This is a genomic window from Klenkia sp. PcliD-1-E, assembly GCF_024124375.1.
GTDB lineage: Bacteria > Actinomycetota > Actinomycetes > Mycobacteriales > Geodermatophilaceae > Klenkia.
In genome coordinates this window covers 16733-41664 of the sequence record NZ_JAMXRZ010000009.1, presented here as the reverse complement: position 1 = coordinate 41664, position 24932 = coordinate 16733, and the positions used below count along the sequence as shown (strand labels likewise).

Genomic DNA, 24932 nt, shown 5'->3' with positions numbered 1-24932 from the left:
TGTGTCGCACAGCACGCCCGACGCGGCGGCGGTCCCCGCCATACTCGCCGTTGACCCCGAGGACACCGACGTCCGAGAAGGAGCAGCCATGACCCGCCTGGCCCAGACCGCCGACCTCACCGAGGTCCAGACCGAGATCCTGGCGACGGTCCGCCGGTTCGTCGACCGCGAGATCATCCCGCGGGCCCAGGAGCTCGAGCACTCCGACACCTACCCGCAGGAGATCGTCGACGGGATGAAGGAGATGGGCCTGTTCGGGCTCATGGTCCCCGAGGAGTACGGCGGCCTCGGCGAGAGCCTGCTGACCTACGTGCTGGTGGTCGAGGAGATCGCCCGCGGCTGGATGAGCGTCTCGGGCGTCATCAACACCCACTTCATCGTCGCCTACATGATCAACCAGCACGGCACCCCGGAGCAGAAGGAGAAGTACCTGCCCCGGATGGCCACCGGCGAGGTGCGCGGCGCCTTCTCGATGAGCGAGCCCGGGCTGGGGTCCGACGTCGCGGCGATCCGCACCCGGGCCAAGCAGGACGCCAACGGCGACTACGTCATCGACGGCGAGAAGATGTGGCTGACCAACGGCGGCAGCTCGACGCTGGTCGCCGCCCTGGTGCGCACCGACGAGGGCGCGGAGAAGCCGTACCAGAACCTCACGACGTTCCTGGTCGAGAAGCCCACCGGGTTCGGCGAGGTCGTCCCGGGGCTGACCGTCCCCGGCAAGATCGAGAAGATGGGCTACAAGGGCGTCGACACCACCGGACTGGTGTTCGACGGCTACCAGGCGAAGGCCTCCGACATCCTGGGTGGCGTCCCCGGCAAGGGGTTCGCGCACATGATGGACGGCGTCGAGGTCGGCCGGGTCAACGTCGCGGCGCGTGCCTGCGGCATCTCCATCCGGGCCTTCGAGCTGGCCGTGGCCTACGCCCAGCAGCGGGAGACCTTCGGCAAGAAGATCGCCGACCACCAGGCCATCGCCTTCCAGCTGGCCGAGATGGCCACCAAGGTCGAGGCCAGCCACCTGATGATGGTCAACGCCGCGAAGCTCAAGGACTCCGGCCATCGCAACGACGTCGAGGCCGGCATGGCCAAGCTGCTGGCCAGCGAGTACTGCGCCGAGGTGACCACGCAGGCCTTCCGCATCCACGGCGGCTACGGCTACTCCAAGGAGTACGAGGTCGAGCGGCTCATGCGCGAGGCGCCGTTCCTGCTCATCGGCGAGGGCACCAGCGAGATCCAGAAGACCATCATCAGCCGCGGGCTGCTCAAGGAGTACAAGCTCAAGGGATGAGCAAGCTGGGGTGGGTGTCGGCGGAGGACCCGGCCGGCGACTGGTGGGTGCTGCAGGTCTACGACGACGGCTGGGTGGAGGTGCCCGGTCGGGCCCGCGACCTCGCCGACACCCGCCGCAAGCTGCGGACCGCGCTCTCCGGGCTGGGCGGGGTGATCGGCCTGTGGGCCGCCGCGATCATCCTCGACCGCAACGGCGTGCCGGTGCTGCCGACCGTGATCGCGTGGATCGGCGTCGTCGTCCTGCTGGTGACCTCCAGGCGCACCCGGCGAATGCGACTGCAGGACCGCGGGCAGGCGCTGGCCGACCGCGACCAGCGGCGACGCATGCGCGAGCAGGGCCGCGAGCCGAGGGTGCGGGAGGGGCGGCCCGCCTGGCGACCGCCCCGGTCGTCGGCGGAGTGGGCGCAGCGGATGCAGGGTGTCCGCCGCGTCGGGGCGGAGGAGGTCAGCCGGGTCGACGTGCGCGTCCCGCCCTCGGAGGGGGAACCGGTCGTGGTCGACGTGTGGCGCACGGACGGGTCCTGGCTGGGCTACCGGACACCGGACCGCACCGCCGTGCGGCTGTTCCAGCGCTGGAGCCACGGCCCGGTCGTGGGCTGATGGCCCGCCGGGGATGGGTGTCGGTGGAGGACGCCGCGGGCGACTGGTGGCGGCTGGCCGTCTACGACGACGGCTGGGTGGAGCTGCCCGGGTTCGCCCGCGGGCTGTCCGACACCCGGGCGCAGCTGCGCCAGCTGCTGTTCCTGGTCGGCGCGTTCGGGGTGCTGGTGCTGCTGTCCCAGCTGGCCGGCCGGCTGGACGGCGTGGGGCCGCTGTCGTTCGTGCTGTCGGCCGGTGCGCTGGGCCTGCTGCTGTTCTCCGTCGTCCAGGTCGCCCGGTTCCGGGCCCGCGACCGGCAGCAGGCAGCCGGGGACCGCGCGCAGGCGCAGGCCGCCCGCGCCGCGGGTCGGCGGGTCACCCGGCGCCCGGGGGCGCCGCTGTTCCGCCGGGCGGCGTCGTCCGCGCAGTACGCGAGCTGGCTGGACGGCGTGCGGCGGGTCGGCGCGGAGCAGGTCGGCGCCGTCGTGCTGAGCGGCCCCGAGCACCCCGGCCCGGCCGACCCGCTGGTGGTGTCGGTGCTGCTGCAGGACGGCTCGACCCTGACCTACCGCACCCCCGACGACACGGCCCGCACGCTCTTCGCCCCCTGGGCGACCCCTTAGTCGGCAGGCTTGCTCAGGTCGTAGAGCTGGATGCCGTCCACGGTCGTCGCGGTGTAGTGCTGGGTGACCCACTGGGCGATCTGGATGGAGGCGTCCGAGCCACCGGAGCTGCGCCCGACGGTGCCGCCGACGAACCAGTGGATCTGGCCCGCGGCCACGTCCTGCTCGAACTGCGCCAGGGTGGGGGAGGGGTCGCTGCCGTTGAACCCGCCGACGGCCATGACCGGGTCGCCGGTGGCCAGCTGGTACCCGGCCGCGCTCTGCGACCCGACCGCCGCGGCCACCCAGGTGTAGGCCGACGCGTTCGTCCTCAGGGCGGCGACCACCGACGGCGTCGGGACGCTGGCGCCCAGCAGGTTGCCGCGGACGGCGAGCTGACCGCTGCCGCCCGGGACGGCGGTGCTGCCGGGCAGCGCGCCCGTGGGGTTGTTGGTCCGCCCCGGGACGGCGGCCCCGCCCGCGCCGCCGGGGAAGGTCGGCGCGTTGGTGGTGGCGGTGCCGGCGGTGGCCGTGGGCGGCGGGGTGCCGAGGGAGAACCCGCCGCCGGTGGGGGCGAACCGGCTGGGCCCGAAGCGGGTCGCGGCGTCGGGCCCCGCGGTGACGATCGAGCCGGTGTGCGGGGTGCCGGCGGGCTGCAGCGCGGACGCGGCCGGCCCGCCCAGCGCGGCGAGCACGCCCGCCGCGAGGACGAGGGCGCCGACCACCCGGGGCAGCACCTGCACGGCCAGCAGGGCGACCGCCGCGACGAGCCCGGTGGCCAGCACGGTGGGGGCCAGCCACGGCAGGAACCACGGCGTCCGGCCGAGCAGGGCCGAGCCCCACCACGCGGTGCCGGCGACGGTTGCGGCCAGCACGAGCCGGGCGCTCCAGTGCCGCCGGGACCACACCAGCGCACCGCCGATGCCCACCACCGCGCCGATCGCCGGGGCCAGCGCGACGGTGTAGTAGGCGTGGAAGATGCCGGCCATCAGGCTGAAGGTGAGGCCGGTGACGACCAGCCAGCTGCCCCACACCAGCAGGCCCGAGCGGCGGAGGTCGGTGCGGGCGGCGCGGCCGACGAGGACCAGCCCGGCCGCACCGAGCACCAGCGCGGCGGGCAGCAGCCAGGCGACCTGGCCGCCGACGTCGTACCCGAACAGCCGGCCCAAGCCGGTCTGGCCCCAGCCGCCGCCCCCGCCGCCGACGGACCCGGTCTCGTCGCCGGTGAGCCGGCCCAGGCCGTTGTAGCCCCAGATCAGCTCCCACACCGAGTTGGTCTGCGACCCGCCGATGTAGGGCCGCCAGTCGGTGGGCACCAGCTCGACGACGGCGACCCACCAGCCGCCGGCGACGACCATGGCCAGGGTCGCCCAGAGCAGGTCGACCAGCCGCCGGCGGAAGGTCGTGGGGGCGCAGACCAGCCAGACGAGCGCGAAGCCGGGCACGACGAGGAAGGCCTGCAGGGTCTTGGTCAGGAACGCGAACCCGATGAGCACGCCGACCCCGACGAGGGTGGCGCGCCGGCCGGACTGCAGGGCCCGGGTGAGGAGGTAGGCGGCGAGGGTGAGCAGCAGGACCAGCAGCGCGTCGGGGTTGTCGAACCGGAACATCAGGACGGCGACCGGGGTCAGCGCGGCGACCGCCCCGGCCAGCAGCCCGGCGCCGGGCCCGGCGACCCGGCGGACCGCCAGGTGGAGGACGCCGACCGTCGCGACGCCCATGAGCGCCTGCGGCACCAGGACCGACCAGGAGCTGAGCCCGAACAGCCGCACCGACAGGTCCATCACCCACAGCGACGCCGGGGGCTTGTCGACGGTGATGGAGTTCGCCGCGTCGGAGGAGCCGTAGAAGAAGGCCTCCCAGCTCTGCGACCCGGCCTGCGCGGCGGCGGCGTAGAAGGCGTTGGCCCACCCGGAGGCGGCCAGGTCCCACAGGTAGACCACGCCGGTGGCGGCGAGCAGGGTGACCAGGGAGGGGCGCACCCAGCGCGGGTCGCCGTCCGGGCCGAGCAGCAGGGTGGCGGCCCGGCCGCGGCCCCGCCGGGGTCCCGGGGCGTCGGGCTCCCCGGCCGGTCCCGGTGCATCGACGGGGCGGTCGAGGAGGGTGCTCATCGGACGCTGGCCTCCAGGTCGGGGACGGTGGCGCCGGCGGTGGCGGTCCGGGCCCGCGGGGTGCGGCTGCGGAAGACCCAGGCGCGGAACAGGACGAACCGGAGCAGGGTGGCGGCGAGGTTGGCCGCGACCAGGAAGGTCAGCTCGACCAGGCGGTGGGCGTGCGGGTCCCACACGTTGAGCGCGGCGAGCGTGCCGCTGGTGAGCGCCAGGCCGAGGGCGAAGACGAGCAGGCCCTGGAACTGGGCGGTCGCCGCGCCGCTGCGGCCGCGGATGCCGAAGGTCAGCCGCCGGTTCGCGGTGGTGTTCGCGACGGCGGTGACCGCCAGGGCGATGAGGTTGGCCGGCTGGGGGTCCAGGGTGTGCCGCAGGCCGACGAAGATGGCCAGGTAGGCGAGGGTGGAGACCGCGCCGATGGCGGCGAAGCGGACGAGTTGGCCGACCAGTCCGGTGGGGACGCCGTCCAGGGTCGGTTCGACGAGGGGGCCGCGGCCGATCTGGGCGCGCAGGTCGGCCACCGGGAGGCGGCCGGTGGTGAAGGCGCGCCACATGCGGACGATGCCGGCGAGGTCGGCGCGGGCGGTGGAGACGATGTGCACGCGGCTGTCGGGGTCGTCGACCCAGTCCACGGGGACCTCGGCGATGCGCAGTCCGGCGCGCTCGGCCAGGACGAGCAGTTCGGTGTCGAAGAACCAGCCGGTGTCCTCCACCAGGGGGAGCAGGCGGGCGGCGACGTCGGCGCTGATGGCCTTGAAGCCGCACTGGGCGTCGGAGACGTGGGTGGCCAGGGTGCCGCGCAGCAGGAGGTTGTAGCTGCGGGAGATGAACTCCCGCTTGGCGCCCCGCACGACGCGGGCCGAGCCGGCCAGGCGGGTGCCGATGGCCAGGTCGGAGTGGCCGCTGATGAGGGGGGCGACCAGGGGCAGGAGGGCGTTGAGGTCGGTGGACAGGTCGACGTCCATGTAGACCAGCACGGCGGCGTCGCTGGCGGCCCAGGCCCGGTTCAGCGCCCGGCCGCGGCCAGGTTGGGTCTCCACGCGGACGACGACGCCGGGCAGCTCGGCCGCCAGCGCCTGGGCGATGGCCACGGTGGCGTCGGTGCTGGCGTTCTCGGCGATGGTGATGCGGTAGCTGAAGGGCAGGGTGCGCAGGTGGGCGTCCAGGCGGCGCACGCACTGCTCGAGGTCGGCCTCCTCGTTGTGCACGGGGACGACGACGTCGAGCACGGGGGCGGTGGTGCGGGGCTCACCGGAGGGCGCCATCAGCGGGGGCATGGGGGCACAGTCGGCTGGGACCCTGACGGTGGGCACAGAGGTACCTGCACGCCTGCTGTGGGAATCGCGGACGGCGCCGCGCGCCTTGCACCCGGTCATGAGAGCTGTCGGAGTGACCGAGTTCGGCGGGCCCGAGGCCCTGCACCTGCTCGACGTGCCGGAGGAGCACGCAGGCCACGGGGAGGTGCGGCTGCGGGTCACCGCCGCCGCGATCAGCCCGACCGACACCTATGCCCGCAACGGCACGTACGCGCAACGCCCCGGTGCCCCGCAGGGGATGCCGTGGATCCCCGGCATGGACGTCGCCGGCACGGTCGACGAGGTCGGTGAGGGCACCGACACCCCGCTGTCGGTGGGCGACCGGGTGATGGCGATCGTGGTCCCCGTGGGTGCGCACGGCGGCTACCGGGAGCAGATCGTGCTGCCGGCCGCCTCCGTCGTCCCGGTGCCCGCCGGGGTCGACGACGCCGCGGCCGCGACCCTGCCGATGAACGGCCTCACCGCGCGGCTGGCGCTGGACCGGATGGGCCTCGCGGCGGGGCAGGTGCTGGCGGTGACCGGTGCGGCCGGTGCGTTCGGCGGCTACGTGGTGCAGCTGGCCAAGGCCGACGGCCTGGTCGTGGTGGCCGATGCGGCCGAGCGTGACCGCGAGCTGGTCCGCGCGCTGGGGGCCGACGTCGTCCTCGACCGAGGCAAGGGCTTCGCCGACGCGGTGCTCGACCGTTACCCCGGCGGCGTGGACGGCCTGGCCGACGGCTCGCTGCAGGGCGCCGAGGTCGTCCGGGCGGTGCGCGACGGCGGCGTGGTGACGACGGTGCGCGGCTACCGGGGCGAGGACGACGCGCTGGCCCGCGGCGTGCGGTTCGAGCCGGTGATGGTGCGTGACTACGCGCAGAACACCGCCGCGCTGGACACGCTGCGCCGGCAGGCCGAGGCGGGGGAGGTCACGCTGCGGGTGGCCGACGTGGTGCCCGCGGCGGAGGCGGCGTCGGCGCACGCCCGGCTGGAGGCCGGCGGCGTGCGCGGGCGGTTGGTGCTGCAGTTCTGAGCTGATGGCTGCGGCGGGCGGTCAGGCCTCCACGACCTGGTCGCGCAGGCCCTCGACCGCCTGCCGCAGCTCCCCGAGGTAGCCGTCGCCGACGCCGACGGTGGCCATCGCGGCCAGCAGGTGCGCGCAGACCCGGTCGTAGGCGGCGTCGTCGATGCCCAGCCCGCGGTGCGCCCGGCGCAGGTCGAAGCGGCTGGTGCCGCCGTCCAGCGCGCTGCCGAGGAACTCGGCCTGGTGGCGGCGCAGCCGGCCCATGTCGACGCCCTCGAACCAGGGGGTCAGGTCCGGGTCGGCGAGGACCAGGTCGTAGAAGCGGCCGACGGCGGTGGCGAGCAGGGTGGTCTCGGGCACGGGGTCCTCCGCGGTCGTCTCGGTGGCGCGCACACTATCGGCCGGTCGTGTTCCGCGGGTGACCCGGCGTGCCGGTCCCGCTGCGCACCGTGCAGCAGGCGTTCACCCGATCGGGTACGGGTGCCCGGGGTTGTCCACAGGCCGCGGCGACGGGCTTCTGCGGACCCCCTCCGCCTCGTAGTTTGCGCTGGTCCAGCTCACAGCGAACGGGGGAACGCGTGTCCGTGCTGCCCGCGGCGGCCACCGCGCTGGACCTCGTCGACGCCGAGGTCCGCGAGCTGGTCCGCAGGCGTGGCCTGGACCCCGCGGTCGACCCGGCGCCGGTGCGGGCGCTGGCCCGCGAGGTGGTGGCCGACTACGCCGAGCGGGCGGCGTCCTCCTCCCTGCCGCCGCTGGCCGACCCCGAGGGCGTGCTGCACGACGTGCTCGACCGGGTCGCCGGGTTCGGGCCGCTGCAGCGCTGGCTGGACGACCCCGAGGTCGAGGAGATCTGGGTCAACGAGCCCGGTCGGGTGTTCGTCGCCCGGCGCGGCCGCAGCGAGCTGACCACCACGATCCTCGGCGCGGGTCAGCTGGCCGACCTGGTCGAGCGGATGCTGCGCACGTCGGGTCGACGTGTCGACATGTCGACCCCGTTCGTGGACGCCACCCTGCCCGACGGGTCGCGGTTGCACGTCGTGATCCCCGACGTCACCCGCCGGCACATGGCCGTCAACATCCGCAAGTTCGTGCTGCAGGCGCACAGCCTGGACGAGCTCGTCGGGCTGGGCACGCTCACCGCGCAGGTGGCCCGCTTCCTCGAGGGCGCGGTCGCCGCGGGGCTGAACATCCTGGTCAGCGGGGGCACCCAGGCCGGCAAGACGACGCTGCTCAACTGCCTGTGCGCGGCCATCCCGGCGCGGGAGCGGGTGATCACCGCCGAGGAGGTCTTCGAGTTGCGCGTGCCGCTGCCCGACGTGGTGTCGATGCAGACCCGGCAGGCCAACCTCGAGGGCGCGGGGGAGATCCCGCTGCGCCGGCTGGTCAGGGAGGCGCTGCGGATGCGGCCCTCGAGGCTGGTGGTCGGCGAGGTGCGCCAGGAGGAGTGCCTGGACCTGCTCATCGCGCTCAACAGCGGGTTGCCCGGCATGTGCACCCTGCACGCCAACAGCGCCCGCGAGGCGGTGGTGAAGATGTGCACGCTGCCGCTGCTCGCGGGGGAGAACATCGGCCACGCCTTCGTCGTCCCAACCGTGGCCAGCAGCGTCGACCTGGTCGTGCACGTGGGCACCGACCCCTCCGGTCAGCGCCGGGTGCGCGAGGTCGTGGCGCTGCCCGGCCGGGCCGAGGGCGCGGTCATCGAGACCGCCGACGTGTTCACCGTGCGCGAGGGCCGGCTGGTCCGCGCCGAGGGCTACCCGCCGCACGCCGAGCGGTTCGCCGCGGCCGGATTCGACCTGCCTGCCCTGCTGGGGGACCGGCGATGACCGTCCCCGGCGCGCTGCTCGGCCTGGCCCTCGGCGTCGGGCTGCTGCTGGTGTGGCGCAGCGGCCCGCGCGCCCCGCAGCGCCGGACCGGACCGCGCCGGCCCGGCCGTCGGCGGCAGCTGCTGGCCGCCGCCGGGCTGACCGGCATCACCCCCGCCCAGCTCACCGCCCTGCAGGTCGCCCTCGGCCTGCTCACCGCGGTGGTCGTGCTGGTCACCACCGGCACGGTCACCATCTCCCTGGCCTTCGGCGCCTTCGGTGCCGCCACCCCCCACCTGCTGGTCCGCCGGCTGGCCGCCCGGCGCCGGGCCGACCTGCGCGAGGTCTGGCCGGAGGTGGTCGACAACCTGGCCTCCGCCGTCCGCGCCGGGCTCTCGCTGCCCGAGTCGCTGGCCGCGCTGGCCACCCGCGGCCCGGAGGCGCTGCGCGCACCCTTCGCCCGGTTCGCCGCCGACCACCGCGCCACCGGCCGGTTCTCCGACGCCCTGGACCGGCTCAAGGACGACCTCGCCGACCCGGTCGGCGACCGGATCGTGGAGACCCTGCGGGTCGCCCGGGAGGTCGGCGGCAGCGACCTCGGCCGGGTGCTGCGCACCCTGGCCACGTTCCTGCGCGAGGACGCCCGCGCCCGCGCGGAGCTGGAGACCCGGCAGGGCTGGATCGTGCAGGCCGCCCGGCTCGCCGTCGCCGCACCCTGGGTGGTGCTGCTCCTGCTGGCCACCCAGCGGCAGACCCTGGACGCCTACGACAGCCCGGTGGGGACGGCGATCCTGCTCGGCGGCGGGGCGGTCTGCCTGGGCGCCTACCGGCTCATGCTGCGCATCGGGCGGCTGCCCCAGGACCTGCGGGTGCTCGCGTGAGCCCCGGCGTGGTCGGCATCCTGCTCGGGCTGGCCGCCTCCACCGGGCTGGTGCTCGTGCTGCGGTACGCCCCGCCGTCCCGGCCGGTGCGGCTGGTCGACCGGCTGGCGCCCTACGTCGCCGACACCCCGGCGCCGTCCCGGCTGCTCGGCACCGCCACCGAGCCGGGCCTGCTCTCGGCCGCGCGTCGGGTGTTCGGCCCCGCGCTGGTCGACGGCGCCCGCTTCGTCGACCGGCTGCTCGGTGGCCGGGTCGCCGTCCGGCGGCGGTTGGACGCCCTGGCCGCCGAGGGCACGGTCGAGGACTTCCGCGTGGAGCAGGTCGTGTGGGGTGGCCTCGGGCTGCTCGCCGGCGGGCTGGCCACCGTCGTAGTCGCCGCGGTGTCGGGTGGGCTCGTCCTGCTCAGCGCGGTGCTGGTCTGCCTCGGCGGCCTGCTCACCGGCGTGCTGGGCCGCGACTGGTGGCTGACCCAGCAGGTGCAGCGCCGGGAGGCCCTTCTGCTGGCGGAGTTCCCGGTCGTCGCCGAGCTGCTGGCCCTGGCCGTCACGGCCGGGGAGAGCCCGGTCGCCGCGCTCGCCCGGGTCACCCGGCTCTCCGGGGGCGAGCTGGCCCGCGAGCTCGGCGGCGCGCTCGGCCGCGCCCGGGCCGGCGTCCCGCTGGTGACCGCCCTGCAGGAGGTCGCCGACCGCACCTCGGTCGACGCGCTGGCCCGCTTCGTCGACGGCGTGGTGGTCGCCATCGAGCGCGGCACCCCGCTGGCCGAGGTGCTGCGTGCCCAGGCCGCCGACGTCCGGGAGGCCGGCAAGCGCCGGCTGCTGGAGTCCGGCGGTGCGAAGGAGATCCAGATGATGGTCCCGGTCGTGTTCCTCGTGCTGCCGGTGACCGTGCTGTTCGCCCTGTTCCCGGGCCTGGTCAGCATCGTGACCCTGGCCCAGTGAGGAGACCCGCATGACCGTCCTGACCGTGCTGCTCGCCGGCCTCGTCGACCGCCTGCGGGGTGAGGACGGCGAACGCGGCGACGTGCCCGGCTGGGTGATGATCACCGTGATGACGGCGGCGCTCGTGCTGGCCATCCTCGTCCCGTTCCGCGAGGCCATCGTGGCCGCGGTGCAGAACGCGCTGACCTCGGTCACCAGCGGTGGCGGCTGACCCCGACCGCCGCGACGGCGAGCGGGGCAGCGCCGTCGTCGACTTCGCCCTGGTCTCCGTGCTGGTCGTCGTCCTGCTGCTGGCGGTGCTGCAGGTCGCGGTCTACGTGCACGTCCGCAACGTCGCGACCTCCAGCGCGCAGGAGGGCGCGCGCTACGCCGCCAACGCCGACGTGCCCGCCGCGGCCGGCGCCGACCGGGCGCTGGAGGTGGTCGCCGCGGCGACCAGTCCTCGCACCGCGGCCGGCCTGACGTGCACCGCGGGCCAGGAGACCGACGCGTCGGGGCTGGTGCTGGTCGTGGTCCGGTGCTCCGGGGCGGTGCCCAGCCTGCTGGCCGCCCTGGGTGACCTGCTGCCGCTGCAGGTCACCGGCCGGGCCGTGGAGGAGGGGCCGTGAGGGAGGACGACGGCGAGCGGGGGTCGGCGATCGTGGAGTTCGTCTTCGTCGCGCTGGTGGTCTTCGTGCCGCTGGTCTACCTGGTCGCCGGGTTCTCCGCGGTGCAGCGCGGTGTCTTCGCCGCCGACGCCGCCGCGCGGGAGGCCGGGCGGGCGATCGGCACCGCCCCCGACCCGGTGACCGGGGAGGCCCGGGCCGAGGCCGCCGCGGCGCTGGCGGTGGAGGACCAGTCGGTGTCGGCCACCGACGTCCGGGTGGCCTACGTGCCCGCCGGCGTCGCGTGCACGGCCGGCAACGGCGGCTACACCCCGGCGCTGGTCCCGGGCGAGGAGTTCAGCGTCTGCGTGACGGTCACCGTCCGGGTGCCGCTGCTGCCCGACTTCGTCGACGCGAACACCGCGACGGGCCAGTTCGTGGTCGAGCGGGATCGCTACGTCGACCCCTGAGCCGGGCGGGCGTGTGACGGGTGGGACGACGACACACGGATGCAACGTGCAACCGTGCTCGTCGGGACGCGCGGAGGCCCCGGTGTTCCCTAGGGTGGTCACCGTGTCGTCACCCGCTGTCCCCGTCGCGGACGGCGGGCGTGCGGGCGGGCACCGCTCCCGCCGGCCGGCGCCCCCCGCTCCCGCCCTGCCCGCCGCGGTGCTGGACGCGCTGCCGGCGCCCACCGTGCTGCTGGACGCCGAGGGCACCGTCCTGGTCCGCAACGCCGCCTGGGCGCAGGCCGACCTGGCCGGCACCGTGCTGCCGCTGGCGGTCGGCGACGACTACGCCGAGGCCGTCCTGCTCACTCGGGACGACGACGACGTCCGGATGCTGCTCGACGGCCTGGGCGAGCTGACCGAGCGCGGCGGGGCCCCGGTCTCGGTCGACGTCGCCCTGGGGCCCGCGCCCGTCGGGCGCTGGGTGCACGTGCAGGCGGCCAGGCTCGACGACTCCGGCCAGCTGGTGGTCACCCACACCGACATCACCGCCAGCGTCGAGGCCGTGCGCGACAGCGCCCGTCGCGCGCTCTACGACCACCTCACCGAGCTGCCCAACCGGGTGCACCTGCAGGAGCTGGTGGAGGCCGAGCTCGCCCGCACGGACGGCCGGTCCACCGCGGTGCTGGTGCTCGACGTGGACGAGTTCAAGTCGGTCAACGACAGCCTGGGCCACGACGTCGGCGACCTGCTCATCCGGCAGGTCGCCACCCGGCTGACCCACGCCGTCGGCGAGCTGGACACCGTGGGCCGGATGGGCGGGGACGAGTTCGTCGTCCTCGGCCGCGACCTCGACGCCGCCGGCGCGCACGCCCTCGCCCAGCGCTGCAAGGCGGTGTTCGCCGAGCCGTTCGCCCTGGCCGGCGCGATGGTGCCGCTCACCGCGAGCATCGGGGTGGCCGTCGCCGACGCCGGCACGCACACCGCGGCCGACCTCGTCCGCGACGCCGACCTGGCCACCTACGCCGCCAAGGCCGCCGGCCGGAACACCGTCGCCGCGTTCTCCGACGAGCTGCGGGCCAGCGCCCAGCGTCGGCTGCGGGTGACCTCCGAGCTCAGCGAGGCCATCGAGGCCGGCCAGATGGTCGTGCACTACCAGCCGCTGCTGCACCTGCGCACCCGCACCGTCACCGGCGTCGAGGCCCTGGTGCGGTGGGAGCACCCGGTGCGCGGGCTGCTGCCGCCGTCGGAGTTCGTGCCCGTCGCCGAGGCCAGCGGCCTGGTCGACGAGCTCACCCGGTGGGTGCTGGCCACCGTCGCCCGCGACGCCGCCGCCTGGGACGCCATGGGTCTGCCGCTGACCGCCGCGGTGAACATCAGCGCCACCCACATGGGCTCGGGCACCCTGGTCTCCGACGTCACCAGTGCGCTGGCCACCAGCGGCCTCCGCCCCGAGCGGCTGGTGCTGGAGCTGACCGAGACCAGCGTCGCGGAGGACCCCGAGCGGGCCGCGGAGCAGTTCGCCGAGCTGCGGGTCTCGGGCATCGAGGTCTCCATCGACGACTTCGGCAGCGGGTTCTCCTGCCTGGGGCAGATCGTGTCCATGCCCGCCGGCATCCTGAAGATCGACAAGTCGCTGGTGCAGGGCATCGCCGGCTCGGGGCACAAGCAGGCCAGCCAGTCCGCCGCCGCGGTCGAGACCGTGGTCAGCCTGGCCCGGGCCTGCGGCATGCGCAGCGTCGCCGAGGGCGTGGAGACCCCCGAGCAGCTGGCCACCGTCGCCGCGCTGGGCTGCACCTACGCGCAGGGGTTCGTCATCGCCCGGCCCATGCCGGCCGAGGACCTGCCGCGCTGGATGGGCTCCCGCAGCCGCCGCCGCGCCGCCCTCACCGGCTGACCCCGGCGCCTGCGGAAAACCAGGCGCGGAGTGTCGGACGTCGTCCGTACCGTGCGGTCGGCGACGGTCGGACGACGGGGGAGGTGGCACGGTGCGGGAGCACGCACCGCTGGGCTGGCGGCGGCTGGCCGGGCCCGGGTGCACCGTCGCCGTCGTCCTCGCCGTCCTCGCCGCGGTCGCCGAGACCCTCGGCACCGTTGCTGCCGGACGCATCGCCGACGGCCCGACCGGGCGGCTGCTCGCGGTCCTCGCCGTCCTGCTGGTCGGGTCCGCGCTGGCCGAGGTGGTCGGCCGCACGCTGTTCGCCACCGCCGTCGGCCGCGCCGAGGGCGTGCTGCGCGCCGACCTGCTCGACGCCGCCCTGCACCAGCCGCTCACCACGCTGGAGGGACAGGGCGTCGGCGAGCTGATCGACCGGGTCGACGACGACACCCGGCAGCTGGCGACGCTGCTGCGGATCACCGGCTGGGCGATGGGCCGCGCGGTGCTCCGCTCCGGGCTCGCGTGGGTCGCCGCCGGCCTGGTCTGGTGGCCGGCCTGGGTCGCCTTCCCCGTCGCCGCGGTGGTGGTGCTGGCCGCCGTCCGACGGCTCACCCCGCGGTTGGCCGCGTCCAAGACCGTCGAGGAGGAGGCCTGGTCCGACGGCGCCGCGCAGCTGGAGGAGGCGGTGGCCGGCCGCGACGACGTCCGCACCTCGCTCGGGCAGCCGCACGTGCTCGCCCAGTTCGCCACCCGGTCGGCCGAGATCGTGCGGCGCAACGCCCGCACCTCCCGGATCGGGGCCCGGGTCGCGCTGCGCAGCGGCCTCGTGCTGCACGGCATGCTCGCCGCCCTCGCCCTGGCCGCGATCGCGCTGGTCGGCCGGGGCGCGCTCGACGTGGCCACCCTGGTCACCCTGTGGCTGCTGGTCACCACGTTCGTCGGCCGGCTGGACGAGGTGAACCACCACCTGCCCGAGATGCACGAGGGCATCGGCGCGCTCACCCGCATCCGCACCCTGATGTCCGCCGAGCCCGAGCCGCCGGGCGGGGCGCCGCTCACCGGCGCGGCCATCGAGGTGCGCGGCCTCGACTTCTCCTACCGCACCGAGGGCCACCGGGAGCCCTTCTCCCTGCAGGTCGAGCACTGGTCGGTCCCGGTCGGCACCAGCTGCGCGCTGGTCGGCCGCAGCGGCGCCGGCAAGTCCACGCTCGCCAAGCTGCTCTCCCGGGCCGTCGACCCGCCGCCGGGGACCGTGCACGTCGGCGGGGCCGACGTCACCGGCCTGGACCTGGAGCAGCTGCGGGCCGGCGTCGGCGTGGTCACCCAGCGCACCGAGCTGCTGGCCGCGACCCTCGCCGAGAACATCACCCTGTTCGCCGACGTGCCCCGCGCCGACGTCGAGCGCGCGGTCGCCGAGCTCGGCATCGACGGCTGGGTGGCCTCCCTGCCCCATGGCCTGGACACCGTGCTGGGCCCGCGCGGGGTCACCCTGTCCGCCGGCCAGGAGCAGCTGGTCGCCTTCGCCCGGCTGCTGGTCCGCGACGTGCGGGTGGTCGTCCTCGACGAGGCCACCGCGCGGATGGACCCGACCACCGAGGACCTGGTCACCCGGGCCGCCCGCCGGCTGCTGGCCGGGCGCACCGGCGTCGTCGTCGCCCACCGGCTGGGCACCACGCGCTGGTGCGACACGGTCGCCGTCCTCGACGGCGGCCGGGTCGTGCAGCAGGGTCCGCGCGCCGACCTCGCCGCCACGATCGGCCCGTTCCGCGACCTGCTGGTGGCCGCCGGCAGCGCCGGTGCCGTGGACGCACCGCCCGCACCCGCCACGCCCGTGCAGCACGTCGGCCTGGTCGCCGGCACCGACCGCCGCGACCCCCGCCCGGCGCCGCCGGCACCCCGGGTGCGGCTCGGCCCGACCATCGCCCGGGTACTGCTCGCCCACCCCCGCTGGGGCGTGCTGGGCACCCTCACCTTCCTGGCCGCGTCGCTGTGCGGCACCTACGGCGTGCTCACCGGCGCCCTGTGGGGGGACCTCGTCGCCGGGCTGCAGGCCGGTGAGGACCCCACGACGGAGTCGGTGCTGCTGGCGGTCTCGCTGCTGGCCTCGACGGTCTTCGTCGCCTGGGCGTTCCTGGTGTACCCGGTGTGGTGGACGGCGGTGACCCTGCGGCTGCGGCTGGCCGTGCTGCGCGGGCAGACCGAGCAGCGCCGGCTGGCCCGCACCCCGGCCGGGGAGGTCACGGCGCGGGCCCTGGACTCCGACCGGCTGATGAACTGGGCCGACCGGTGGGTCGACGTCGGCATCGGCGCCGCGGTCACCGTGCTGACCGTCGTCGTCACCGGGCAGCCGCTGGCCGGCGCCATCACCGGCGGCGTCATCGTCGGGTCGGTGCTCGTGGCCTTCCTCGGCGCGCCGGCCGCCGGCCGGGCCGGACGGTTGGCCGGGGACCGGCGGGCCGCGTTCGGCCGGGCGCTGGCCTCGGCGCTGGAGGCCGTGCGCACGGTGAAGCTGGCCGCGGCCACCGGCCCGGTGCAGCGGCACCTCGAGGCCGTCGACGCCCGCCGGGTGCAGGCCACGGTGCGGGAGACCCGGATCCGCACGCTGCTCGAGGGCACTGCCGTCGTCCTGGTGCAGGTCGGCATCGTGGCCGCGTGGGGGCTGTACCTGCTCGACGTCTGGGGCCTGGCGACCGCGCTGACCGTGAGCACGGCGGTCTCCGGCGCCGCCTGGTACGGCATCACCGCCGGGCTGGTCGTGGTCGAGCGGCCGATCGCCGGTGCGTGGCTGCGCGAGGCCACCGCCCTGGCCGGCCGCGACGACCTGGTCGGCCTGCCGCCCGACGTCGACCTGGTCACCGGCGTCGCGCCCCCGCCGCCGGACGCCGACCGGGTGCCGCTGCGCCGCCTGGAGCTCTCCGACGTCACCGCCGTGCACGACGACGGCACCGTCGGCGTGGCCGGCGTCGACCTGGACGTGCCGGCCGGTTCGCTGACCCTGCTGGTGGGCCGGGTGGGGTCGGGCAAGTCCAGCCTGCTGGCCGCGCTGGCCGGGCTGGTCGACCACGAGGGCGCCATCCGCTGGAACGGCACCGAGGTCGGCGACCCGCAGCTGTTCCTGCGGCCGGGCCAGGTCGCCCACGTCGCCCAGGTGCCGAGGGTGCTGTCCGGGACGATCACCGACAACGTCGCCCTCGGCCACGCCCGCGAGATCGGCGGCGCGCTGGCCGACGCCCGGCTGGAGCGCGACGTCGCCGACGCCGGGGGAGTGGGTGCCCTGGTGGGTCACCGCGGCGTCCGGCTGTCCGGCGGGCAGGTGCAGCGGCTGGCGCTGGCCCGCGCGCTGGCCACCGGCGCCGAGCTGGTGCTGGCCGACGACGTCTCCTCCGCCCTCGACGCCCGCACCGAGCTCGAGCTGTGGGGTGCGCTGCGCGAGCGGGGCGCGACGGTGGTCGGCGCGAGCTCCAAGCGGGCCGCGCTGGCCCTGGCCGACCGGGTCGTCGTCCTCGACGGCGGCCGGGTCGCTGCGACCGGCCGCTGGTCCGAGCTCGCGCCGGAGTGGGGTCACCTGGCCGGGTGAGGCGGCTCAGCCGGGTTCGCCGCGCGCCTTGCGGCGGGCCACCACGCCGACGTCGACCAGCGCGACGGCGGCCAGCACGAACAGCACGACCGCGAAGGCCACCGGCACCCCCAGGACCAGGGCTGCCACCCCGCCGGCGGTGCAGGTCACCAGCCCGAAGCAGGCCAGCACCAGGCGCAGGGTGAGCGCGCTCTGCGCCGGCGCCGCGCCGCCGATGCCGGCGGTCGGGTCGTGGTGGCCGGGCAGCCCGCGGGCGTAGTCCTCGCGGCTGCGGTCGGGCGTACGGGGTCGTCGCGGATCCGTCATCGGCGTCCGGTACCCGGGCGCGACTACCCTCGACCCTCGTGGCTGCCGACTTCTCCTCCCGCCTGGACGACCTCAACGGCACCCTGGCCTCGATCGAGACCGTGATGAAGCTCGACGACCTGCGCGACGAGATCCGCGACCTCGAGCAGCAGGCCGGGGCCCCCGACCTGTGGGACGACGTCGAGGCCGCGCAGAAGATCACCTCCCGGCTGTCCTACCTGCAGGGTGACCTGCGCCGCGTCGAGGAGCTGCGCAGCCGCATCGACGACGCCGCCGTCCTGTGGGAGATGGCCGCCGAGGAGGACGACGAGGCCACCCGCGCCGAGGCCGAGCGCGAGGTCGAGAGCCTGCAGAAGTCCATCGAGGAGCTCGAGGTCCGCACCCTGCTGAGCGGCGAGTACGACAGCCGCGAGGCGCTGGTGACCATCCGCTCGGAGGCCGGGGGCGTCGACGCCGCCGACTTCGCCGAGATGCTGCTGCGCATGTACCTGCGCTGGGCCGAGCGCAAGGGCTACCCGACCGAGGTCTACGACACCTCCTACGCCGAGGAGGCCGGCATCAAGTCGGCCACCTTCGCCGTCAAGCAGCCCTACGCCTACGGCACGCTGTCGGTCGAGCAGGGCACCCACCGCCTGGTGCGCATCTCGCCCTTCGACAACCAGGGACGGCGGCAGACCTCCTTCGCCGGCGTCGAGGTGCTGCCGGTGGTCGAGCAGACCGACCACGTCGACATCCCCGAGAACGAGATCCGGGTCGACGTCTTCCGCTCCTCGGGGCCCGGTGGGCAGTCGGTGAACACCACCGACTCCGCCGTCCGGCTGACCCACATCCCCACCGGCATCGTGGTGTCCTGCCAGAACGAGAAGTCCCAGATCCAGAACCGCGCCGCCGCGCTGCGGGTGCTGCAGGCCCGGCTGCTGGTGGTCCGCCAGGCCGAGCAGAAGGCCGAGCTGGACGCGCTGAAGGGCGAGGGCAGCAGCTGGGGCAACCAGATGCGCTCCTACGTCCTGCACCCCTACCAGATGGTCAAGGACCTGCGGACCGAGACCGAGAGCGGCAACCCGTCCAACGTCCTGGACGGCGACCTCGACGCCTTCATCGAGGCCGGGATCCGGTGGCGCAAGGAGCAGGAGGCCACCGCCGAGGCGGTGTGAGACTCGGCGAGCCGACCAGGATGACCAGGTTCGGCGGGTACGGTCATCTCCCGTGATCGAACTGCAACACGTCACCAAGGTCTACCCGACGTCCCCCCGGCCCGCCCTGGACGACGTCTCCATGGAGATCGACAAGGGCGAGTTCGTCTTCCTCATCGGCTCGTCCGGTTCGGGCAAGTCCACCTTCCTCCGGCTGCTGCTGAAGGAGGACAACCCGACCAAGGGCACCATCAAGGTCAACGACAAGAACCTGGGCACCATGAGCAAGTGGCAGGTGCCCAAGCTGCGCCGCACGATGGGCTGCGTCTTCCAGGACTTCCGGCTGCTGCGCAACCGCACCGTCGCCGAGAACGTCGCCTTCGCGCTGGAGGTCATCAACAAGCCGCAGCGCACCATCCGGCGGGTCGTCCCCGAGGTGCTGGAGATGGTGGGCCTGGAGGGCAAGGCCGAGCGGCTGCCCAACGAGCTCTCCGGTGGTGAGCAGCAGCGCGTGGCCATCGCCCGCGCGTTCGTCAACCGCCCCCTGGTGCTGCTGGCCGACGAGCCCACCGGCAACCTGGACCCCGAGACCAGCCAGGGCATCATGCTGCTGCTCGAGCGCATCAACCGCACCGGCACGACCGTGGTGATGGCCACGCACGACTACCACATCGTGGACTCGATGCGCCGCCGCGTGATCGAGCTCAACGACGGCCAGGTGTCGCGCGACCAGTCCCGCGGCGTCTACGGCGTCGGTCGCTGACCGACCCCCGACTTCTCGAAGGAACCCATGCGCGTCAACTTCGTCCTCTCCGAGGTGGCCACCGGGCTGCGTCGGAACCTGACCATGACGGTCGCCATGATCCTGACGACCGGCATCTCGCTGGCGCTCATGGGCACCGGCCTGGTCATCGCCAACATGATCAGCGACATGCGGGCGATCTACTACGACAAGGTCCAGGTCTCGATCTACCTGGCCGACGACGTGACCGACGCCCAGCGCGAGGCGATCGCCGCCGAGCTGGACGCCTCGCCCGAGGTCAAGAGCTACATCTACGAGTCCAAGGCCGAGGCCTACCAGCGGTTCACCGAGCAGTTCTCCCAGCAGCCCGCGCTGGTCGAGAACACCGACCCGAACGCGCTGCCGGAGAGCTTCCGGGTCGAGCTGGTCAACCCCGAGCGGTACTCGGTGATCGCCGCGGAGTTCCCCAACGGGCAGAACGGCGTGGACCAGGTGCGCGACGAGGGCGACTTCCTGGACCGCCTGTTCAGCCTGCTCAACGGGGCACGCAACGCGACGATCGCGGTGGCCGTCGTGCAAGCCCTGGCCGCGTTGCTGCTGATCTCCAACACGATCCAGCTCGCGGCCTTCAACCGGCGCAACGAGACCAACATCATGCGGCTGGTCGGCGCCTCGCGCTGGTACACCCAGCTGCCGTTCATCCTCGAGGCGGCGCTGGCCGGCTTCCTGGGCGCGGTGCTGGCCACGGTGGGCCTGGTGCTGACCAAGGTGCTGTTCATCGACCGCACCCTGGCCGGGCCGATCCGCGCCGGGATCATCCCGCCGGTCGACTGGGGCGTCATCGCCACGATCAGCCCGATCATCGCCGCCGCCGGCGTCGGCCTGGCCGCGATCGCGGCGTACGTGACGCTGCGCCTCTACGTCCGGCTGTAGCGCCATTCCGGGTGGCGGGGGCCCACTAACCTGGGCCCCATGCCACGCGAACAGGGGCGGAAGTTCATCGCCCAGAACAAGAAGGCGCGGCACGACTACTCCATCCTCGACACCTACGAGGTCGGCCTGGTGCTGACCGGCACCGAGGTCAAGAGCCTGCGCCAGGGTCGTGCCTCGCTGGTCGACGGCTTCGCCATGGTCGAGGACGGCGAGGTGTGGCTGCACCACGTGCACATCCCCGAGTACACCGAGGGCACGTGGACCAACCACACGCCCCGGCGCAAGCGGAAGGTGCTCATGCACCGCGCCGAGATCGAGAAGCTGATCGGCAAGACCAAGGAGGGCGGGCTCACCCTCGTCCCGCTGGACCTGTACTTCAAGGACGGCCGGGCCAAGGCCACCCTCGCGCTGGCCAAGGGCAAGAAGACCTACGACAAGCGCCAGGACCTCGCCGAGCGCGACAGCCGCCGGGAGATGGAGCGCGCCTTCGGCCGCTACGTCAAGGGCCGCCGCTGATGCCCGAGGTGATGAAGGGCATCGCCTACGACCGCTTCGGCGGCGTCGACGTCCTGCAGCTGCGCGAGGACCTGCCGGTCCCGCCGGTCGGCCCGGACACGGTGCTGGTCCGGGTGCACGCCGCCGGGGTCAACCCGGTCGACATGGCCATCCGCTCCGGCGGGCTCGCCGAGGCCTTCCCGCACCACTTCCCGGTCGTGCCCGGTTGGGACGTCTCGGGCGTGGTGGAGAAGGTGGGCCCCGCCGTCACGGCGGTGGCCGCCGGCGACGAGGTGTTCGGCTACGTGCGCCGGGACGACGTCGGCCTGGGCACCTGCGCGGAGTACGTCGCGGCACCCCAGCGGTGCGTGGCGCACAAGCCCCGGTCGCTGTCCTTCGCCGAGGCCGGCGCCCTGCCGCTGGCCGGGCTGACCGCCTACCAGGCGCTCACCGAGGCCCTCGACGTCGGCGAGGGCGACCGGGTGCTGGTGCACCGGGCCTCGGGCGGCGTGGGCTTCAACGCGGTGCAGATCGCCGTCGCGCTGGGTGCGCGCGTCATCGGCACCGCCGGCGCGAAGAACCACGGGTTCCTGCGCGACGCCGGGTGCGCGGAGGTGTTCGACTACGCCGACGGCCCGCTCTCGCAGCAGCTGACCGAGCCGGTGGACGCCGTCCTGGACCTGGTCGGCGGCGCCACCCTGGCCGACGCCCCGGACCAGGTCCGCGACCCCGCGCGGATCGCGTCCGTCGTCGACCCCGCGGTGCTCGACCTGGGTGGGCGGTACGTGTTCGTCCGGCCCGACCCGCACGACCTGGAGGAGCTGGCCCGCCTGGCCGACGACGGCCAGCTGCGGGTCCCGGTCGCCAAGGCGTTCCCGCTGGAGCGCACCGCCGAGGCCCAGGAGCTCGTCGCCGCCGGCCACGTCCGCGGCAAGGTCGTCGTCACCCTGCGATGAGCCGCCCCCGATGACGGTGCAGCCGCCGGTCGACGACGCCGACGTCCCGCGGTACGTGGCGCAGCTGGGCCTGCCCGGGCTGGCCGACGTGCACGTGCACTTCATGCCCGACCGCGTGCAGGCCGCGGTCTGGGACTACTTCGACCAGGCGCGGACGCACTACGGGGCACCGTGGCCGATCACCTACCGCGGTCCGGTCGAGCAGCGGCTGGCCCGGCTGGGGCAGCTCGGCGTCCTGGCGTTCTCCGCGCTGAACTACCCGCACCGGCCGGGCATGGCCGCCGGGCTGAACGACTGGTCACGGCAGTTCGCGGACCAGCACCCGCAGGTCATCCCCTCGGCCACGTTCTTCCCCGAGCCCGAGGCGGCGCAGTACGTCGCCGAGGCGCTCGATGCCGGCACCCGGGTGTTCAAGGTGCACGTGCAGGTCGGCTCGTTCGACCCCCGCGACCCGCTGCTGGAGCGGGTCTGGGCGCAGCTGGAGGAGTCGGGCACGCCGGTGGTCATCCACTGCGGGTCCGGTCCGCTGGCCGGGGAGCACACCGGGCCCGAGCCGATGGCCGGCCTGCTGCAGCGCCACCCCCGGCTGCAGCTGGTCATCGCCCACCTCGGCATGCCCGAGTACGCCGAGTTCCTGACCCTGGCCGAGACCCACGACGGCGTCCGGCTGGACACCACGATGTTCGCCACCGACTTCACCGAGCGGTTGATGCCCTTCCCGCGGGAGCTGCTGCCGCGGCTGGCCGCGCTCGGGGACAAGGTGCTGCTGGGCAGCGACTTCCCCTCCATCCCCTACCCCTACGCCCACCAGCTGGCCGCGCTGCACCGGCTGGACCTGGGCGAGGAGTGGCTGCGCGCGGTGCTGTGGCGCAACGCGACCGCGCTGTTCGGGCTCTGAGTAGGGTCGCCGGGTGCCTTTCCCCGCCGGACTCGTCGACCGCCCGCTGACCCAGGAGGACCTGCCGGCCGTGGCCGGGCTGCTCGCCGCCGCCGAGCGGGTCGACGACACCGGTGAGCACCACGACGCCGACGACCTGGCCGAGTACTGGTTCGCCCCCTTCGTGGACGCCGACCGGGACCTGCGGGTGGTGGTCGACGGCGACGACGTCGTCGCCGCGGGCGCGGCGGTGGCGCCGCCCACCTTCCGGGACGCCTACGCGGTGCACCTGGACGGCCGGGTGCACCCCGACCGCCGGGGCGAGGGCATCGGCCGGGCCCTGCTGGCGTGGCAGGTCGAGCGTGGCCGGCAGATCCACGCCGAGCGGCACCCGGAGGCACACGGCCGGCTGACCGTGCTCGCGCTGGACACCGTCGCCGGGCTGGAGGGGCTGCTGCGCCGGTCCGGCTTCGAGCCGGCGCGCTGGTTCCAGACCATGGCCCGCCCGCTCACCGACCTGCCCGCCCCGCGGGTCGTCGACGGCGTGCAGCTCGTGCCCTTCGACTGGGCCCGCGACGAGCAGGTGCGGCACGCCCACAACGCGGCCTTCACCGAGCACTACGGGTCCAGCGAGCGCGACCGCACGTCCTGGGAGTCGATGTTCACCGGCCAGCGGGCCTTCCGGCCCGACCTGTCGGTGCTTGCGGTCGAGGACGACGAGGTGCTGGGCTACGTGCTGGCCTACCTGTACGAGGCCGACACCGCGGCGACCGGGGAGGCCGACGCCTACTACGGCCAGATCGGCGTCGTCCCGTCCGCGCGGGGCCGGGGGCTGTCCAAGGCGGTCATCACCGCGGCCCTGGCCGCCGCCGCGGCTGCCGGCTGCGACAGCGCCTCGCTGGAGGTGGACACCGACAACGTCTCCGACGCGCAGGGTCTCTACACCTCGCTCGGGTTCGCGGTCCGTCGGACCCGGGTGTCCTGGTCGGTGCAGGTGCCCGCACTCCGCTGATCGACCAGTAGGGTCCGGGCATGGTCACTGTGGATCAGCTCACACCGCCGGGGGTCGACCTGCGGCTCGTCGGCCGCGCGCACCGGGCGGTGGAGCCGCTGCACTCGCACCACTACTTCTCGCCCGAGCACGAGGAGCAGCTCGCCGCCACGGGGCTGCGCCCCGGCCGGATGGCCTACTTCGCCGGCCGGGCAGCGCCGATGGGCGCGGTCGGCCCGGGCACCGTCGTCGCCACGTTCTACAACTTCTCCCCGTCCCTGGTGGCCCGGCACGTGCCGCGCTGCTGGACCCTCGCGTCGCCGGACGCCGTCGTGGCCGCCCGCTGGGCCAGCGCGACCGCCTCGCTGACCCGGCTGCTCGGCGACACCCCGACCGAGAAGGTCGCCGAGCTCGGCGACCTGCTCGCCGAGGCCTGCACCGCGCTCACCCCCGAGGCCCGGCCGCTCTACGCCGCGCACGCCGACGTGCCGTGGCCCACCGACCCGGTCGGGCGGCTGTGGCACGCGGCGACCCTGCTGCGCGAGCACCGCGGCGACGGGCACCTGATGGCCCTGCAGCTGCACGGCCTGCCCGGCCCGGAGGCGCTGGTCACCCACACCGCCACCGGCCGCGGCTTCACCGTCGAGGCGGCCCAGCGCACCCGCGGCTGGAGCCCCGAGGAGTGGACGGCGGCCCAGCAGCGGCTCACCGAGCGGGGCCTGCTCGACGAGCACGGCCTGACCGAGGACGGCGTGGCCCTGCGCGGGGCCGTGGAGGAGGCGACGGACATGCTGAGCGTGCAGCCCTTCGAGCACCTGGGGGCCGACCGCACCGGGCGGGTGGTGGAGCTGGCCAAGGGCATGGCCCGCACCCTGGTGGCGAACGGGGCCTACCCCGCCGGCGTCCTGGCCGGGAGCTCCCGGTGAGCGCGGCCCGGCACGAGTCCACCGGCCCGGCCCGGCTGCCCTTCCCCGAGATCGGCCCGGACGCCGAGCCGGTCGCCCAGCGGATGGCCGCCCGCCGCGGCGGCGAGCTGTCCGCGCTGGACAAGCTGCTCCTGCACAGCCCCCCGGTCGCCGACGGCTGGAACGAGCTGCTCGGCGCGCTGCGGCACAAGTCCTCGCTGGCGCCGGACCTGCGGGAGCTGGTCATCCTGCGGGTCGCGGTGCTCAACAACGCCGCGTTCGAGTGGGTGGCCCACAAGGAGGCCGCCCGCCGGGCCGGGGTCACCGAGGCGCAGATCGACGCGCTGTACGACATGGACCCCAACCAGCACTTCGACTACCGGCAGAACCTGGTGCTGGAGCTCGCCGACACCTCCACCTTCGGCGTCGAGATCCCCGACCTGCTCTTCCAGCAGGTGCGCGCCGAGTTCAGCGAGCAGGAAATCGTCGAGCTGATGGTCACCATCGGCGGCTACGCGATGGTCAGCCGGTTCCTGGTCGCGCTGCAGGTGCCCCCGCCCGAGGGCGAGGTGGGGTCCAGCTAGTC

The 24932-nt window shown here is 74.7% G+C and carries 25 protein-coding genes; 21 read left to right on the top strand and 4 right to left on the bottom strand.

Annotation, left to right across the window (positions count from 1 at the left end; translation table 11 throughout):
- Positions 1 to 88 precede the first annotated feature (88 nt).
- Genes NH342_RS03635 through NH342_RS03625 form a run of 3 tightly spaced genes read left to right on the top strand, consistent with a single transcriptional unit; the run spans position 89 to position 2492 of the window.
- Entirely contained in the window at positions 89 to 1288 is a 1200-nt protein-coding gene (locus NH342_RS03635; RefSeq protein ID WP_253011359.1) for an acyl-CoA dehydrogenase family protein, read from the top strand.
- Positions 1285 to 1890 (top strand): hypothetical protein, encoded by a 606-nt coding sequence (locus tag NH342_RS03630; RefSeq protein WP_253011357.1) that lies wholly within the window; start codon positions 1285 to 1287, stop codon positions 1888 to 1890. The genes NH342_RS03635 and NH342_RS03630 overlap by 4 nt, the downstream gene beginning before the upstream one ends.
- Positions 1890 to 2492 carry a hypothetical protein gene (locus NH342_RS03625; RefSeq protein ID WP_253011355.1) on the top strand — a complete coding sequence of 201 codons (603 nt, stop codon included), beginning with the start codon at positions 1890 to 1892 and terminating at the stop codon, positions 2490 to 2492. The genes NH342_RS03630 and NH342_RS03625 overlap by 1 nt, the downstream gene beginning before the upstream one ends.
- On the opposite strand, the gene NH342_RS03620 is transcribed toward NH342_RS03625, so the two are convergent.
- Positions 2489 to 4582 (bottom strand): glycosyltransferase family 39 protein, encoded by a 2094-nt coding sequence (locus NH342_RS03620; RefSeq protein WP_253011353.1) that lies wholly within the window; start codon positions 4580 to 4582, stop codon positions 2489 to 2491. The two genes, NH342_RS03625 and NH342_RS03620, sit on opposite strands and share 4 nt — an antisense overlap.
- Positions 4579 to 5856 carry a bifunctional glycosyltransferase family 2/GtrA family protein gene (locus NH342_RS03615; protein ID WP_253011351.1) on the bottom strand — a complete coding sequence of 426 codons (1278 nt, stop codon included), beginning with the start codon at positions 5854 to 5856 and terminating at the stop codon, positions 4579 to 4581. The genes NH342_RS03620 and NH342_RS03615 overlap by 4 nt, the downstream gene beginning before the upstream one ends.
- A gap of 112 nt (positions 5857 to 5968) precedes the next feature.
- Between NH342_RS03615 and NH342_RS03610 the strand changes: the two genes are divergently transcribed.
- A complete protein-coding gene (locus NH342_RS03610; RefSeq protein ID WP_253011349.1) occupies positions 5969 to 6904 on the top strand; it encodes an NADP-dependent oxidoreductase in 936 nt (311 codons plus the stop codon).
- A 21-nt stretch (positions 6905 to 6925) separates the two neighbouring features.
- On the opposite strand, the gene NH342_RS03605 is transcribed toward NH342_RS03610, so the two are convergent.
- Positions 6926 to 7255 carry a group 1 truncated hemoglobin gene (locus NH342_RS03605; protein ID WP_253011347.1) on the bottom strand — a complete coding sequence of 110 codons (330 nt, stop codon included), beginning with the start codon at positions 7253 to 7255 and terminating at the stop codon, positions 6926 to 6928.
- Positions 7256 to 7473: 218 nt separating this feature from the next.
- On the opposite strand from NH342_RS03605, the gene NH342_RS03600 reads away from it, so the two are divergent.
- From NH342_RS03600 to NH342_RS03565, 8 genes are all read left to right on the top strand, one after another.
- A complete protein-coding gene (locus NH342_RS03600) occupies positions 7474 to 8721 on the top strand; it encodes a CpaF family protein (RefSeq protein ID WP_253011345.1) in 1248 nt (415 codons plus the stop codon).
- Positions 8718 to 9581, top strand: coding sequence for a type II secretion system F family protein (locus tag NH342_RS03595; protein ID WP_253011343.1), 864 nt, complete (start codon positions 8718 to 8720; stop codon positions 9579 to 9581). Before NH342_RS03600 ends, NH342_RS03595 begins: the two co-directional genes overlap by 4 nt.
- The gene (locus NH342_RS03590) at positions 9578 to 10519 is read left to right on the top strand and encodes a type II secretion system F family protein (protein ID WP_253011341.1); all 942 of its coding nucleotides are present in this window, start codon (positions 9578 to 9580) and stop codon (positions 10517 to 10519) included. Before NH342_RS03595 ends, NH342_RS03590 begins: the two co-directional genes overlap by 4 nt.
- A 10-nt stretch (positions 10520 to 10529) precedes the next feature.
- Entirely contained in the window at positions 10530 to 10730 is a 201-nt protein-coding gene (locus NH342_RS03585) for a hypothetical protein (protein WP_253011339.1), read from the top strand.
- Positions 10720 to 11127 (top strand): TadE/TadG family type IV pilus assembly protein, encoded by a 408-nt coding sequence (locus tag NH342_RS03580; RefSeq protein WP_253011337.1) that lies wholly within the window; start codon positions 10720 to 10722, stop codon positions 11125 to 11127. Before NH342_RS03585 ends, NH342_RS03580 begins: the two co-directional genes overlap by 11 nt.
- On the top strand, positions 11124 to 11573 hold the full coding sequence (locus tag NH342_RS03575) for a hypothetical protein (protein WP_253011335.1): 450 nt from the start codon (positions 11124 to 11126) through the stop codon (positions 11571 to 11573). The genes NH342_RS03580 and NH342_RS03575 overlap by 4 nt, the downstream gene beginning before the upstream one ends.
- Positions 11574 to 11676: 103 nt before the next feature.
- Positions 11677 to 13449, top strand: a complete 1773-nt coding sequence (locus tag NH342_RS03570) for an EAL domain-containing protein (protein ID WP_253011333.1) — start codon at positions 11677 to 11679, stop codon at positions 13447 to 13449.
- Positions 13450 to 13540: 91 nt separating this feature from the next.
- Positions 13541 to 17008 carry an ATP-binding cassette domain-containing protein gene (locus tag NH342_RS03565; protein ID WP_253011331.1) on the top strand — a complete coding sequence of 1156 codons (3468 nt, stop codon included), beginning with the start codon at positions 13541 to 13543 and terminating at the stop codon, positions 17006 to 17008.
- Positions 17009 to 17014: 6 nt separating this feature from the next.
- Here NH342_RS03565 and NH342_RS03560 read toward each other — a convergent pair whose 3' ends face one another.
- Positions 17015 to 17314, bottom strand: coding sequence for a DUF6343 family protein (locus NH342_RS03560; protein WP_253011329.1), 300 nt, complete (start codon positions 17312 to 17314; stop codon positions 17015 to 17017).
- Between the two features lie 38 nt (positions 17315 to 17352).
- On the opposite strand from NH342_RS03560, the gene prfB reads away from it, so the two are divergent.
- From prfB to NH342_RS03515, 9 genes are read left to right on the top strand one after another with little or no spacing between them, the layout of a single operon-like run.
- Complete coding sequence (gene prfB, locus NH342_RS03555; RefSeq protein ID WP_253011327.1) at positions 17353 to 18468, top strand: peptide chain release factor 2; 1116 nt, start codon at positions 17353 to 17355, stop codon at positions 18466 to 18468.
- A gap of 52 nt (positions 18469 to 18520) precedes the next feature.
- A complete protein-coding gene (ftsE, locus tag NH342_RS03550; RefSeq protein WP_253011325.1) occupies positions 18521 to 19210 on the top strand; it encodes a cell division ATP-binding protein FtsE in 690 nt (229 codons plus the stop codon).
- 27 nt (positions 19211 to 19237) lie between these two features.
- Complete coding sequence (ftsX, locus tag NH342_RS03545) at positions 19238 to 20122, top strand: permease-like cell division protein FtsX (protein ID WP_253011323.1); 885 nt, start codon at positions 19238 to 19240, stop codon at positions 20120 to 20122.
- A gap of 39 nt (positions 20123 to 20161) precedes the next feature.
- A complete protein-coding gene (gene smpB / locus NH342_RS03540; protein WP_253011320.1) occupies positions 20162 to 20638 on the top strand; it encodes an SsrA-binding protein SmpB in 477 nt (158 codons plus the stop codon).
- Positions 20638 to 21573: an NADP-dependent oxidoreductase gene (locus NH342_RS03535; protein ID WP_253011315.1), complete on the top strand. Its 936-nt coding sequence runs from the start codon at positions 20638 to 20640 to the stop codon at positions 21571 to 21573. Before smpB ends, NH342_RS03535 begins: the two co-directional genes overlap by 1 nt.
- 10 nt (positions 21574 to 21583) lie before the next feature.
- Positions 21584 to 22471, top strand: a complete 888-nt coding sequence (locus tag NH342_RS03530) for an amidohydrolase family protein (RefSeq protein ID WP_253011312.1) — start codon at positions 21584 to 21586, stop codon at positions 22469 to 22471.
- 13 nt (positions 22472 to 22484) lie between these two features.
- Positions 22485 to 23462, top strand: a complete 978-nt coding sequence (locus NH342_RS03525) for a GNAT family N-acetyltransferase (protein ID WP_253011310.1) — start codon at positions 22485 to 22487, stop codon at positions 23460 to 23462.
- Between the two features lie 20 nt (positions 23463 to 23482).
- Positions 23483 to 24367: a hypothetical protein gene (locus tag NH342_RS03520; protein ID WP_253011308.1), complete on the top strand. Its 885-nt coding sequence runs from the start codon at positions 23483 to 23485 to the stop codon at positions 24365 to 24367.
- Positions 24364 to 24930, top strand: a complete 567-nt coding sequence (locus NH342_RS03515; RefSeq protein WP_253011306.1) for a carboxymuconolactone decarboxylase family protein — start codon at positions 24364 to 24366, stop codon at positions 24928 to 24930. Before NH342_RS03520 ends, NH342_RS03515 begins: the two co-directional genes overlap by 4 nt.
- Positions 24931 to 24932 lie beyond the last annotated feature (2 nt).